7 protein-coding genes are annotated in these 13,967 nt (G+C 70.8%); 5 read left to right on the forward strand and 2 right to left on the reverse strand.

Annotation, left to right across the window (positions count from 1 at the left end):
• Positions 1 to 3: 3 nt before the first annotated feature.
• Positions 4 to 3,474 carry an FG-GAP-like repeat-containing protein gene (locus tag WME98_RS13525; RefSeq protein ID WP_437951681.1) on the reverse strand — a complete coding sequence of 1,157 codons (3,471 nt, stop codon included), beginning with the start codon at positions 3,472 to 3,474 and terminating at the stop codon, positions 4 to 6.
• A 288-nt stretch (positions 3,475 to 3,762) separates the two neighbouring features.
• Here WME98_RS13525 and WME98_RS13530 point away from each other — a divergent pair, with 288 nt between their 5' ends.
• The 4 genes from WME98_RS13530 (at position 3,763) to WME98_RS13545 (ending at position 10,570) form a co-directional block, all read left to right on the forward strand.
• Positions 3,763 to 6,051, forward strand: coding sequence for a GumC family protein (locus tag WME98_RS13530; protein WP_437951683.1), 2,289 nt, complete (start codon positions 3,763 to 3,765; stop codon positions 6,049 to 6,051).
• Between the two features lie 16 nt (positions 6,052 to 6,067).
• Positions 6,068 to 7,633 (forward strand): hypothetical protein, encoded by a 1,566-nt coding sequence (locus WME98_RS13535; protein WP_437951684.1) that lies wholly within the window; start codon positions 6,068 to 6,070, stop codon positions 7,631 to 7,633.
• Between the two features lie 139 nt (positions 7,634 to 7,772).
• A complete protein-coding gene (locus tag WME98_RS13540; RefSeq protein WP_437951685.1) occupies positions 7,773 to 9,038 on the forward strand; it encodes a glycosyltransferase family 4 protein in 1,266 nt (421 codons plus the stop codon).
• Entirely contained in the window at positions 9,035 to 10,570 is a 1,536-nt protein-coding gene (locus tag WME98_RS13545) for a heparinase II/III domain-containing protein (RefSeq protein ID WP_437951686.1), read from the forward strand. Before WME98_RS13540 ends, WME98_RS13545 begins: the two co-directional genes overlap by 4 nt.
• Before the next feature lie 230 nt (positions 10,571 to 10,800).
• On the opposite strand, the gene WME98_RS13550 is transcribed toward WME98_RS13545, so the two are convergent.
• A complete protein-coding gene (locus tag WME98_RS13550; RefSeq protein WP_437951688.1) occupies positions 10,801 to 12,312 on the reverse strand; it encodes a glycosyltransferase family 4 protein in 1,512 nt (503 codons plus the stop codon).
• Between the two features lie 1,032 nt (positions 12,313 to 13,344).
• On the opposite strand from WME98_RS13550, the gene WME98_RS13555 reads away from it, so the two are divergent.
• Entirely contained in the window at positions 13,345 to 13,956 is a 612-nt protein-coding gene (locus WME98_RS13555; RefSeq protein ID WP_437951690.1) for a MerR family transcriptional regulator, read from the forward strand.
• The last annotated feature ends 11 nt before the right edge of the window (positions 13,957 to 13,967 follow it).

Here is a 13,967-nt window from a genome sequence, read left to right on the forward strand (position 1 = left end):
GCGCTAGGACCGCGCGGCGCTCCCGCGGCGGCGCGCCGGAACGGCCGCCGTGGCTCGGGCCCTGCCGAGGGCGAGGAGCGCGAGCGCGATCCCGCCGAGGCCGGCCGCCCACGACGCGCCGGGCTGCCCGGGCGCCTCGGAGCAGGCGCAGCCCCGGCCATAGAGGAGCGTGTCCAACGGCAGCGCGCCGTCGGCTCCGCCCGCGCCGGGCCCACCGGCCCCCGCCCCGCCGGCGCCGCCAGCGCCCGCCCCGCCAGCCCCACCGGCCCCGCCGCCGCCACCGCCGGCCCCGCCGGCGCCGGCCCCACCGGCGCCGGCGCCGCCGGCCCCCGCCCCACCGGCGCCGTCCCCACCGGCGCCCCCTTCGCCCTGCGGCATGCGCACGATCACCCCGTCCGACCCGCGATCCGGGGAGAGCCCGGCGGCGGAGACCGCGCGGACGCCGACGTAGTACTTCGCCCCGTCGAGGAGCGGCAATCGGTCGATGGACGCCTCGGAGACGTCGCCGACGTCGCGCCACGGCGGCGAGCTCACGTAGTTCCCCTCGCCGCCCACGACCGCCACCTGGTACGACGTCGCCGCCGGGACCTTCGACCACTTCACGTGGAGGGTGTCCCGGGTCTCGATCTCGTCGACGTCCTCGCTGGGGCTCGCGATCGGATCGATCTCCCAGACGAACTCGGGCGCGGGCAGGATCTCGTGCCGCAGGTCGTAGAGGTAGCCGTCCGCGACGCTCACGACGATGTCGTCGTGGCCGTCGCCGTCGGTGTCCGCGAGGATCGGCGAGCCGACCGGCTCGCCGAAGGCGTACGACCACAGGAGGCGCTCCGAGCACGCGTCGACCGCGTAGAGGAAGCCGTTCGTGGAGCCGATCACGACGGCGGGGCCCGCGGACGGGAGCCCGGTGAGGTTCCGCGAGATCGCGGCGTCGCTGAGCTGGCCCATGACCGCGCCCGCCCGCTCCGCGGCCTGCTCGTCGGGGAACACGGCGTCGCCGGCGAGCACGATGGAGCTCGACTGGCCGGCGCCGGGGCCGTCGAGCTTGGTGAACGTGAGGCGCGCCGGCTGCAAGTACGAGCCCTCGACGAGGAGCGACCTCCCCTCGCACCTCGCGATCGCGCCGTGCGGGTACGGCCGGCTGTTCGCGGGCCCCTTCCAGAGCGCGGAGCTCAGATCGTGCGGCAGCGTTCGCTCGGGGTGGTACCCCCCTTGCAGCGTCATCTCGAGCTGCTCGTCGCCCGCCACGTCCGCGAGGATCGGCATGAAGTAGGGGAACCGCTCGGTGCTCTCGCGGAGGGCGCGGCCGTCCCGGCCCGACAGCACCCGGGCGGAGTTGATCGCCACGACCACGTCCTCCCCCCCATCGCCGTTCCAGTCGGCGATCGCGACGGCCTGCGTCCCGGCCGAGGCGCTGAAGTCGTCCTTCCATCGCACCCCGCCGCTCCGATCGAGCGCGAGGATCTCGGTGCGGTAGGCGGCGTCGACCGTGAGCGCCACAAGCTCGGGCGCCCCGTCGCCGTCGAGGTCTCCGTGCAGCACGTCCCACGCGGGCGGCTTCTGCACCGCGGTCTCGCCCGTCTGCCTGCCGTTCGCGTCGAGCGTCACGACGGCGTACCTCGGCGGATCGACGAGCGGGTGGCGCCGCCGGAAGCACGCGAGGGTCGCCGGCGATCCGTCGTCGGCGGGCCAGATCGAGGCGCCGAACGCGTCGACCACGCGCCAGGCCGGCTTGGCCGGCGCGACGTTGCTCGCGTCCTCGGACGCGATCCGGACGAGATCGCCCCGGCTATCGACGACGACAACGCTGTCGGCCGTGTCCCCCGGCGACAGCTTCGCCGCGATCGGCGCGCGGCCGAAGTTCACGTAGGCGCCGGGGCCGGCGAGGTAGCCGCCGACGCGCAGCCCCGGCACGACCTCGCGCCCCTCGTGCACGAGGTTCGTCGGCGCGAGCGAGGCGTCGAGCAGCGTGAGGAAGCCGTCCTCGCGGGAGACCATGAGCCGCGGCGACCCCGGAGACGTCGCCGCCGGCGCGTCGAGCGCCCCGACGCCGACGCCGAGGCCGACCCGGTAGGCCGCGGCCGGCGAGGCCCCGTCCGCGCGCGTCGCGTACGCGGTGACCACCACCGGCGCCGAGGTCGACTCGAGCACGAGCTCGCCGCGCCCGTCGCCGTCGAGATCCGGCATGATCAGCGCCTGGGTGAGCCCCGTGTGCTGCGCGCGCTCCCAGTCGTACCGCGTGCGGACCAGCTCCCCGTCGAGCGACCAGAGCCGCTCGACCCGCTGCCCTGCCGCGCGGCTGAACCGGAACGCCGACACGCGCTCCTCGCGCGAGGCGAGGATCCACTGCTCGGCGCCGGACTCTCCCGGGACCGCTCCCTGCACGATCTCGTCGGGGATGACGGCGAGCTCGGCGCCGGTGGCCGCGTCGAGCACGAAGGACGTCCACGTCTCGCCCGTCTTGCCGCTCGCCAGCACCTCGAGCGCGCCGTCGCCGTCGAGGTCCCAGACGAGGCGCGTCGGCGCCCGGGCGTCGCCGCCGTCGTTGGGGCTGAGCGTCTTCCGCCAGGCGACGGCCAGCGACGGGCTCTCGCCCGGCCTGTACGCGAGCAGGGAGACCTCGCGCGCCCCCTGCACGCCGAACACCCGATTCTGGAAGCACAGCGCTTGCTGGCGGCTCGGGTGGTCGCCCAGCCGCACGGCCTCGCACATCGCGCCCCCGAGGTGCATTCCGACGAGCCCGGACTCCGCGAAGACGTCCCCAGACCCGGAGACGAAGAACAGCCGGTCGTGAGAGGACACGAGGAGATCGGCAGTTCCGTTCCCGTCCCAGTCGCCCACCGTGTCGATGGCGGCGTTGCAGTGCGAGCGCTGCGGCGGGGGGGGCAGCGTCTCCACGGCGCTGAACCCCCGCGCGAAGCTGTAGATGACGCCCGGGCTGTCGGTCTTCACCGCGCAGCAGCCGCACTCGTCGAGGAACAGATCGAGGTGGCCGTCATCGTTGAAGTCCGCGAGGCGCGCTGCGCCCAGCACGCCGAGCTCCGTGGCGTGCTCCATCCACAGGATGACGCCGCTCGCTCCATCGAGCACGGCCGCCCCGGCGCCGGTCACGGCGACCACCTCGAGCAGCCCGTCCCCGTCGAGATCCTCGACCGCCTGCAGCCCCCGGAAGTCCATCGAAGGGGTCCTCCAGCGGGTGAAGCCCTGCGGATCGGACAGCGTCACGCGCCCTCCGGAAGCGAAGAGCAGGTCGATCTCGCCATCCTGGTTCACGTCGCCTGCGAACATGCTCCTCGACGTGAGCGTGCCGCCCAGGTACGATCGCCAGTAGGGAGCCGGCTTGGCGATATTGCTCGTGGACGACGTGGCGCCCGTGCGCTGCGGGTCGTGACGGGCAGAAGGCCAGTCTGCAAACGCGTCGCTCCCGGCGAAGAGGAGCGCGGAGCACGCCGCCATCGCGCCTGCACGCGTTACCATCGATGACCGTGTCATTCTGCTTGTCCTCAGCGAGCGAGCGTAGCGCTGCGCACGCGGCCGAAGTGTAATCCATCCCGGAGGAGCGGCAGCAGCGAGCAAAAGTCCTCCCAGCGCGCGCTCCTCCGCGCCGCCGCCCGGGCGTTCAGGCCGTGGACAGCCCGACGTGCGCATGTTATACTACATCCCCGCCCAATTCGGAACACCGGCTTGAATTTTGGGGACTTGGGGAGCACCTTAGCCCTCCGCGCGGACCCCTACCCTGGGAAACGCGCTTAGAGCGTACGACTTATGGCTGACGAATTCAGAGCCCCAGCGCCTTCCCTGTCCCCCAGCGACGCTTCGGCCGAGCGCTCGTTCGATCTCGTCGCCGCCTGGCGCATCATCAGCAAGCACTGGGCCACCGCGCTCGCGACGATGATCTTCGTCGCCCTCAGCGTCACCTTCTACACGCTCGGACAGAAGAAAATTTATCAGTCGACGGCGACAGTGCAGTTCGATCCGAATCCTCCGAGGCCGCTCGGCCGCGGGGTCGACGCCGTGGTCGACATGGGCACTGGGTCGTACTGGAATAACCGCGATTATTACGAGACCCAGTACAAGGTCATCCGGTCGACGCGGGTGGCGCTCGCGGTCGTCGCCCAGCTCAGCCTGCAGAACGACACTTACTTCCTCGAGGATCTCCCGAAGGACGCGGCGGCCCCCGCGCCCAAGTCCGTGACCCCGGAGGAGGCCGCGGACCTGCTGCTCGAGCGGCTCTTGGTCGAGCCGGTGAAGGACAGCCGCCTCGCGATCGTGCGTTACAACGATGCGGATCGCGAGCGCGCGCAGCGCGTGCTCGCCACCCTGATGGATGTGTACATCGAGCAGAACCTCGATGAAGCGCTCGCCTCGACCAACTCGGCCGTCGACTGGCTGAGGACGCAGCTCGACAAGCTGAAGAACGACCTGGAGGCGAGCGAGACCTCGCTCCACGAGTACAAGCTCAGCAACAATATCCTCGACGTGGACTTCGAGGACCAGACCAACCTGCTTCGCGAGGAGATGAAGCAGATCAACGACGCCCTCACGTCCGTGCGCACGCGACGGGAGGAGTTCGCCGCGCGGAGCCTCGAGCTGTCGAAGGTCGACCCGAACAGCTCGACCGAGCTCCCCGCCTCCGAGCTCATCCAGAGCCCGGTGCTCCAGATGCTGCGGGCGCGACAAGAGGAGTGCGTCCGCGAGCGCGACTCGCTCATCGGCTCCGGCAAGGGCGAGAATCACCCGGAGGTCCGCGCGGCCAACGAGCGGATCGCCGCCAACAGGAGCGCGCTCATCGCCGAGGTCAAGAACGTCCAGGGAGCGGTGAACCGCGATCTCGCCATCGTGAAGCGCCAGGAGGCGGGCCTCGCGACGCTGCTCGAGAACGCGAGGAAGCAGGCCTTCGAGCTGAACTCGCTGAAGATCGAGTACGACCGCCTCCGCAGGACCAAGGACAACACGGAGAAGCTCTACCAGCTCGTGCTCGAGCGCACGAAGGAGAGCGACCTGCAGCGGATGATGCGGGTGAACAACATCCGCGTCCTCGACCGGCCGAGCCGCCCGATCGAGCCGCTGCGCCCCCGCGTCCCGACCAACATCGCGGTCGGCATCTTCGCCGGGCTGCTCCTCGGGATCGTGGCGGCGCTCGGGCGCGCGCTGCTCGATCGCACCCTGAAGACGCCGGATGAGGTGGAGCGGGAGCTCGGGCTGCCCCTCCTCGGCCTCTTGCCGGAGTTCGACAAAGGGAACAAGCGGGAGGCCGAGCTCCGCAGGGCGAACCGCCGCGGCAGGCGCGCGGCCCAGCCGGGCCGTCGCGAGCTCGTCGTCCACGATCAACCGAAGAGCGGGATCGCCGAGGCGGCCCGCGCGATCCGGACCAACCTGCTCTTCATGGCGCCCGACCGCCCGTACAAGACGCTGCTCATCGCGAGCGCCGGGCCCGCGGAGGGAAAGACGACGGCGGTCTGCTGCATCGCCGTCGCCATGGCGCAGGCAGGGCAGAGGGTCGTCCTCATCGATTGCGACCTCCGCAAGCCGCGCCTCCACCATATCTTCGGAAAAGGCATGGAGATCGGCGTCACGAGCGCGCTGCTCGACGACTCGGTCATCGACGACGAGAGCGCGCTCAAGACGGAGGTGGAGAACCTCTATGTCATCCCCGCGGGCCCCATCCCGCCGAACCCGGCGGAGCTCCTGCACAGCGATCGCTTCAAGGCGCTGCTCCGCAAGCTCCAGGGCCGCTTCGACCGCGTGCTCATCGACAGCCCTCCCCTGGTCGCGGTGACCGACGGCACCGTGCTGTCCACGCTGGTCGACGGCACCGTGCTCGTCGTGCGAGCGGCCATCACGACGCGCGACTTCGCGCGCCACGGCATCCGGGCGCTCTACGACGTCGGGGGCAAGACCGTGGGGGTCGTGCTGAACGCCGTCGACCTGAACCGCAAAGAGTACGGCGTCTACCACTACTACGGCTACAAGAGCGACGGTTACGCCCAGCCGCCTGCCGAGCCTGCGCCCGGAGGCCCCGCGGAGCCGCCTCCGCCGCCCCTGCCGAATTGAGGAGCCCCGGCCCTTGATGTCCTTGAGGCCCCCTGGCGCGTGGGGGATCCCCCGCGCCCCCGGCGCTCGGCGCGCTGCCAAGGCAGCCGCCGCCCGGGCGAGGGCGCCCCGCGTCCGGCTCGGGGCGGCGCTCCTCGTCGCCGCCCTCGCGGCGCTCGGCCCTGTCCTCGAGGGGTCGCTCGGCAGCGGGCTCGGGTGGACCCTCGGCATCGTGTTCCTGACGCTCGTCCCGTCGCTCGCCCGCGCCGGCGGCCCCCGCTTTCATCCGCTCGATCCGGAGACGTACGTGCCGGCCACGTACTTCCTCAGCGTCGCTTACACGCCCGTCCTGCGCCTGCTGATGTCCAGCAGCCTGCATCTGTCGAGCCGCGACGAGGCGGCCTTGGAGGTGGCCTACGTCGGCGCGGCCGGGTGCGCGATCGTGTGCACCGCCCTGAGCCGGCCCCCCGAGGCGCCGAACGTGGAGCGCCTGGTGCCGGTGCACAGACCGAAGGCGATCCTGGACCAGGACTGGGGGAACCTGGTGGTCGGGCTGCTCGGGCTCGGGCTCGTGTTCGCGTGGATCGCCTCGATCGGCGTGAGGCGGTTCTTCACGCTGAGCTACGCGGACACCTACCTCGAAGGGTTCGGCAAGGGCATCCTGATCTCGGGCTGGTACCTGATCCAGCTCGCGGCCGTTTATTTCTTTCTCCGGTACGCGTCGCTCCGCAAAGCCCGCCTGCGGGCCCCGATGCTGGTGTCCGTCGCCGGGGCGTCGTTCCTGATGAGCTTCCTGCTCTACACGGTGACGGGGCGGCGGGGAGCGCTGATCTTCGCCGTCGCCTCCGTCGGGCTCGCGCTGCACGCCTACGGGATGCAGATCCGGCGCCTGTGGCTGGCCATCGGCGTGGTGTGCGCCGTCTTCTACGGCATCGCCATCGACGGCTTCCGCTTCAAGCAGGGCAGCGGGCTCGACGCGCAGATCGAGTCGGCGGCCGCGCGCATCGATCAGACCGAGAACGTGATGGAGATCGGCGAGCTCCAGCGCATCTATGAGAACCTCGTCAACATCGTGAACGAGAAGCCTCCCCTCGTGGATTACCCGGGCGAGAGCTGGATCAACGCCGTCCTCATCCTCGTTCCCAGCCCGGTCTGGCGCGACCGGCCGCTCGCCCTGTCGCAGCGCTATGTCCTGTGGAAGGATCCCGACCTCGCGCGGCGTGGCGGCGGCCTGGCGCTGAGCGCCGCCGCGGAGGGGTACCTGAACTTCGGCCTCGTCGGTACCTTCATCCAGATCTCGGCGATGTGCGCCCTCTTCTTCATGCTGCCGCTCGTCCTGGCAGCCGCGCGCGACACGTCGCTCCTCGGCCGTGCGACCGGCGCGTGCCTCGCCTCCTTCTCGTACAACCAGTTCCGGGGCGAGCTCACCGCCCTCCTCAAAATCTCGTTCACGCTGGGTTTCGCGGTCCTCGTGGCGATCTTGACGGCCTCGTTCGTCAAGGTCGTGCGGCGTAAGCTCGCTGCCATGGGTAAAGTGCGCCATGGATATGAGCGGCCCCTGCGCCACAGACGCCTCGGCCAGCCGTCATCGTCGGGCCAGTAGGGCCCCCGCGTCGCCGTCCGGGTGCCGGCGGCCTGCTTCGCCTCGGTCCGAGGCTGCAGCGGCCGCGGGCGCGAGCTCCGCCAGGAGAACGGCCGAACCAACCCCCAACGAGGATCTGGCCTGAAGCGCCACGCAGATCATGCGCATCCTTTACGTCTCCCCTTACTTCCCGCCCGAGCCGGGCGCCCCCGCGGCGCGCGTCTCGGAGCTCGCCCGAGCCTGGCGTCGCGCCGGACACGAGGTCACCGTCCTCACAGGTCTGCCGAACCACCCGACCGGGGTCGTCCCGCCCGAGTACCGAGGTCGGGTCCGCATTGAGGAGGACTTCCATGGAGTGCGGGTCCTCCGCACGTGGATCTACGCCGCCCCCAACCGGGGCACGGTGCGGCGCTCGCTGGCGTACGGGTCGTTCGCCGCCTCCGCGCTGACGCTCGCGCAGCTCGCGTTGCCGCCGAGCGACGTGCTCATCGCGACGAGCCCCCACTTCTTGACGGCCGTCGCCGGCTACGGGCTCGCCGCGCCCCGCCGGCTGCCGTTCGTCTTCGAGGTGCGCGACCTTTGGCCCGAGTCCATCGTGGCCGTGGGCGCGCTCCCGGCAGGGCATCCGGTCGTGCGTGGGCTCACGGTCGTCGAGGAGCAGCTCTACCGGGTGGCCGACGAGATCGTCGTCGTCACGCAGAGCTTCCGCGAGCGCCTCGTCGCCCGGGGCGTGCCCGCCGACAAGATCGAGGTCATCCGCAACGGCGTCGATCTCGGCCGGTTCACGCCGTCGCCGCGCGACACGCCGCTCCGGGCGAAGCTCGACCTCGGGGACCGCCTCGTGGTGGCGTACGTCGGCACGCACGGGATGGCGCACGGCCTCTCCGCGGTGCTCGACGTGGCCCAAGGCCTGCTCGCGCGCGACGACATCCGCTTCCTCTTCGTCGGAGAGGGGGCGGAGCGGGCGAGCCTGGGGGCGCGCGCGCGTGAGCTCGGGCTCACCAACGTGATGTTCCTCGGCGCGCTCCCGCGCGACGCGATCGCCGAGGTGTACGCCACCGCCGACATCTGCCTCGTTCCCCTGCGCAAGACCGAGCTGTTCGAGACCGTGATCCCCTCGAAGATCTTCGAGATCCTCGCCATGGCGCGCCCGGTCGTGATCTCGGTCGACGGCGAGGCACGGCAGATCGTCGAGGAGGCGCGCGCCGGCATCTTTGCTCCGCCCGAGGACGTGCCGGCCATGACCCGGGCCATCGTCGAGCTCGCGTCCGACGCGGACAGGCGGCGCCGCATGGGGGAAGCGGGGCGATCCTACGTCATGCGTTCGTTCGATCGCGACGCGCTCGCGCGCGACTACATCGAGGTGCTGGAGCGCGTGCTCCTTCGCTCGGGCTCTCGAGGAGAACAGGGGAGAAGCAGGGCATGAACCTCCCGCGCATCGCCCGTACCGTGGCGCAGCTCCATCCGATTCAAGTGTTCGCCCGCCCGCTCGCGCTCGGTCAGCGCGCGCTCGGCAAGGTCCCCACGTCGGCGCGACCTCCGCGCATCCGCCCCGGCTTCGCCCCGCCGCGCGCGCGCTTCGCGGCCTTCGCCGACGCCGAACGAGCGCGCGGCGGCGCGCGCCTGGCCGCGATCCCCGAGGGATCGCTGCTGCATGCGTACGAGCGCGCCTACGGCTACGAGCTCGGGGCCGATCCGACGCTCGAGGCCCCGAGCGCATGGGACGACCCCATCGCGTCGCATCCGTTCCCCGCCTCGGTGCGCGCCCGTCGGCTCGCGGTCGCCGCGCGCCTCGGGCGTCCTGGGCTCTCGGCCGAGCTCGGGCGCGCTTGTCGGGCCATCGCGCTCGGCCTCGAGCTGCACCTGCTCGGCAATCATCTGGTGGAGAACGCCATCGGGCTCGTGTGCGGCGGCGCGGTGACCGAAGGGCTCGAGGCCGAGGCGTGGTGGAAGCTCGGCTCGGCGCTCCTCGCCTGGCAGCTGCCGGAGCAGTTCCTGGAGGACGGCGGGCATTTCGAGCTCTCCGCCTCGTACCACCTCGCGCTGACGGCCGCGTTGCTCGAGGCGATCGAGCTCGCGCAAGCGTCCGGGCGCGAGGTGCCCGAGCTCTGGCGGACAACGGCCGAGAGGGCGCTCTCGTGGGCCGCGGCGGTCCGCGCTCCGGACGGCACCTATCCTCTGTTCAACGACGCCGCGCTCGACGCCGCGCCCGAGCTCGATGTCGTCCTCGGCCTCGGCGAGGAGCTCGGCCTCTTCGATCCGGCCCGATCGCCCGGCGCAGCGCCGGACGGCGCGCCGTCGCTCCACCGCCTCGCCGCGACCGGCTGGGTGATCCTGCGCTCCGGCGCAGGGGCCTGGCTCGCGTTCGACGCCGGGGCGGACGGGGCGTCTTACCAGCCGGGGCACGTGCACGCCGACGCGCTCACGTTCGAGCTGTGGATCGGGGGCGAGCGCGCCGTCGTCGATTACGGCGTCTCCAGCTACAAGGCGGATCGCGATCGGGAGGAGACCCGGGCCACGCGCGCGCACAACACCATCGAGCTCGGCGGCGCCGACTCGAGCGAGGTGTGGAGCGCTTTCCGCGTCGGCCGCCGTGCCCGCGCCGAGGTGCGCCGGATCGAGCAGGCCCGCGCGCATGTCGCCGTGGAGGCTGAGCACGACGGATACCGGTTCCTCCCTGGAGCCCCCGTGCACCGGCGGGCGCTCGAGCTCTCCGAGCGGGAGCTCGCCATCCGCGACGAGATCATCGGCGGCCGGACGAGCGCGTGCTCGCGGCTCAGGCTCGACGAGGCCGCGTTGCGGACCGGATCGATCGCGATCGAGGGCCGGGCGCTCACGCTGGACCGGAGCTCGGGCGTGTGGTTCCCCCGCTTCCGGCAGCCGCAGGCGGCGGTGGTCTTCGCGGGGAGCTTCCAGGTCCGGGGCGGCTTTCGCGGCGGGTTTCGCGTCCGGTGGTGACGCGCCTCGCCCGAGCGTGGGCCGGGCGATCGACGCCCCTGGAGAGCGTTCCTCGGCCGCGACCCCTGACCTGATTCAACCTTCCAGGACTGCGTGGGATTCGAGAACCGGTGATAAAGCGCGTTCGTCGTAGCGTTCGAAGCGACGACGTGATGAGCGCGCTCTACGGTGTCTCGTGGATTGTCCTGCGGGCCCAGCGGTGGAGGCCGAAGGCCGCTGGACGAGGCGGCTCAGACCACCGACAGGCGCCCCTGAGCGAGCGGCTCCAGCGTGCGCGAGGACGGCCGGCGCAGCAGCAGCCGCTCCGCCGAGTCGGCCACGAGCTGCAGCAACATGTCCGCCTGCGGGTTGACCGCGCTCTCCTCGCTGTCCCAGCGGAACCGCAGCTCGACGGTCTCGCCCCCGAGGTCGAAGGTGAACACCGCGGCCACCGCCTCGCGCAGCTGCAGCGGCGTCGCGATGTCCCGCGTCCAGGTCCAGGGCTTCACGCGCGCGCTGCCGTTCGCGCCCTTGGAGCTCACCTCCATGGCCAGGAGCCGCGCCTCGGCCGCGAAGCGCTCGAGCACCACGCGCAGCCGCTCGGGCCCGCTCGCGGTCTCGATCTCGAGCAGCGCCCGCGGCACGGCGCGGCGCAGCGCCTCGACGACCGCCTCCCGCGAGCGCTTGGAGGCGGCGGGGCGGGCCCCGAAGAGCGCGAACGAGCCCGCCGCGCGCACCACGATGAAGAGCACCGCGCTGCAGGCCACCAGCGCGAAGCCGATCTCGTGCGAGCGGCCGACGTACGCCACGAGCGCCACCACGGTGAAGAGCAGGCTCAGCCCGTAGAGGATCAGCACCGCGCCGCGGTGCGAGTGGCCTTTATCGAGGAGCTTGTGGTGGATGTGCGACCGGTCTGCCGAGAAGATCGGCCTGCGGGCGATGAAGCGCCGCACCATCGCCGAGATCATGTCGAAGATCGGCAGGCCCAGCGCGAGCAGCGGCACGAGGACCGCGAGCGCGGTACCACCCTTGGCCGTGCCCACGCCGAAGAGCGGGATCGCCGCGAGCATGAACCCGAGGAACATGCTCCCGGTGTCGCCCATGAAGATCGTCGCGGGATGGAAGTTGTGGAACAGGAATCCGACGATCGCGCCCGCCAGCGTCGCCGCCAGCAGGCAAATCACCAGGTTGCCCGGGTAGCCGCCCAGGTATGCGGTGATGAAGTTGGCGACGCACGCGAAGAAGCCCACGCCCGCGGCGAGGCCGTCGAGCCCGTCGATCAAGTTGACCGCATTGATGATCGCGACGAACCAGGGGATCGTCACGAGAAAGGACAACGGCCAGAAGGAGACGTGGCCGAAGTACGGCAGCGTCACACACTCGAGGCGGAGCCCGCAGATCCACGCGATCGACGCGGCGAGGATCTGCGCGAGCAGCTTGTGCCGCGCGCGCATCCCCTTGGTGTCGTCCCAGGCGCCTGCCGCCGCGATCGTCAGCCCGCCCGCCAGCAGGCCCGCGACGAGCGAGCGCTGCGAGAACCACTGAAGCGCGATGTCGGTTTGCAGCGCAACGAGGATGAAAAGCGGCAGCAGAAAGCCTGCAACGATGGCGAGCCCGCCAAGGCGCGGGATGCGCCGGGTGTGCACGCGGCGCGCGGTCGGCTCATCGACCGCCCCCACAGCGAACGCCACCCTCCGCGCGAGCGGCGTCGCCGCCCAGGAGAGCACCAGCGCAAGGATAACCGCAGTGAGCGTACTTACCATCGCTCTCCTTCCCTTTGGGAGTCCCCCCCCCTTTTGGTGCAGCGCGGAGCGCGATATTCATAGCTCGTCATCATAAAACGCCAGAAAAGCCTTGGTCGATGTGCCCCTACTACCTCAACAATGCGCCCGAGACAACCCGGGGGGCAGGTTACGGACACAAGTGTGCGCGTCAGGTAAGAAAAAGCCCTAGTAAGCCAACCTTCCGTCATGGTGAGAGATCACACACTTTACACTTACACTGTAAATATCTATGTTTGAGGCGTTTCGCGGCGGTCGATGATCGGAAAAATGCGGCGTCAGTGTCCGTCGATTCCCTAGTTGTCGCGCGGATCGTCGGCAGCCACGACGCAAGTCAAACTTGCTGATCGCTCGATTCCGACGGTCTGTGCGGCGAGCACAATGCACCTCACCGTTCGTCCAGGTGCGATGATCCGCAACGCGCTGCCCGCGACGTCCGTGCTCGAGGCGCTCCATTCACGGTGACGTTGGCTCCGAGGATGGTATTGCCGAGCTCAGCCGACCTGACCCGGCATAGGCGTCCTCGCCTCACCCCAGGAATGTACCTTCCAGGGTTGTCTCTTCGGTTGCGGAGAGCCTGTCAGAGCGTGACATCGTGGCTCCGGCTGCAACGGCGGCGACCTCAACCTGGGAGGCCGACGGCGACCTCAACCTGGGACGGCGGCCTCAACCTGGGACGCCGGCGGCGACCTCAACCTGGGACGCCGGCGGCGACCTCAACCTGGGAGCCGCGGCGACCTCAACCTGGGACGCCGGAGCCGCGGCGACCTCAACCTGGGACGCCGGCGGGGCGACCTCAACCTGGGAGCCGCGGCGACCTCAACCTGGGAGCCGCGGCGACCTCAACCTGGGAGGCCGGCGGGGCGACCTCAACCTGGGACCGCCGAGCCGGCGGCCTGGGCGCCGCTCCCTGCCGGTACCAGTACAAGCCGGTTGACAGCCTCCGTCCAGCGCCCTAGAAGGTCCGCAACCCTCACGCGTACGTAAGGGTCAGGGTTTCAACCTGGCGCACCCATGACGACCCGGCACCACCTCCCTGTCGCGCACGAGCACAGCATCGACGGGCCCATCCTGTCCAGAACGGACGGAACACGGGCCGGGGGCTGCGCTGAGGCCGAGGAAGACGAGCGCCTCCTGCAGGTGGGCGACATCGCCAAGGCGACCGGGAAGACGGTGCGGGCCATCCACCACTACGAGGAGGTCGGGCTGCTCAGGCCGCACGCCCGCTCCAAGGGGCGCTACCGGCTCTACGACCACGCGGCACTCACCCGGGTCCGGTGGATCGGCAAGCTCCACGACCTCGGCCTGTCGCTGAGCCAGATCCAGCAGATCGTCTCGACCTGGGAGTCGTCCTCGTCGGCCCCCGGCGCCATGTCGCGCATCCGGGACGTCTACCAGCAGAAGCTCGAAGAGGTGCGGGAGCAGATCGCGCACCTCGAGAACCTCGAACACGAGCTCGTCGCGAGCCTCGCCTACCTCGACACCTGCGAGACGTGCGACCCGGCAGAGCTCGTCGCCGCCTGCACGAACTGTAATCTTCACGACAAGAGCAAGGCTGAGCCCGAGCTCGTCGCCGGGATCCGCGGCGGCAATGGGCAGTGCCGCCAGGGCTCGAATCACCGCTGAGCGAGAACATC

Origin of the sequence: Sorangium sp. So ce296 (assembly GCF_051529605.1) — a bacterium.
GTDB lineage: Bacteria > Myxococcota_A > Polyangia > Polyangiales > Polyangiaceae > Sorangium > Sorangium cellulosum_D.

Bases quoted from the DNA above. Each gene is read 5' to 3' on its own strand.
- WME98_RS13555 (WP_437951690.1), top strand. From the start codon at position 13,345: ATGACGACCCGGCACCACCTCCCTGTCGCGCACGAGCACAGCATCGAC.
- WME98_RS13550 (WP_437951688.1), bottom strand. From the start codon at position 12,312: ATGGTAAGTACGCTCACTGCGGTTATCCTTGCGCTGGTGCTCTCCTGG.
- WME98_RS13540 (WP_437951685.1), top strand. From the start codon at position 7,773: ATGCGCATCCTTTACGTCTCCCCTTACTTCCCGCCCGAGCCGGGCGCC.
- WME98_RS13535 (WP_437951684.1), top strand. From the start codon at position 6,068: ATGTCCTTGAGGCCCCCTGGCGCGTGGGGGATCCCCCGCGCCCCCGGC.
- WME98_RS13525 (WP_437951681.1), bottom strand. From the start codon at position 3,474: ATGGTAACGCGTGCAGGCGCGATGGCGGCGTGCTCCGCGCTCCTCTTC.
- WME98_RS13545 (WP_437951686.1), top strand. From the start codon at position 9,035: ATGAACCTCCCGCGCATCGCCCGTACCGTGGCGCAGCTCCATCCGATT.
- WME98_RS13530 (WP_437951683.1), top strand. From the start codon at position 3,763: ATGGCTGACGAATTCAGAGCCCCAGCGCCTTCCCTGTCCCCCAGCGAC.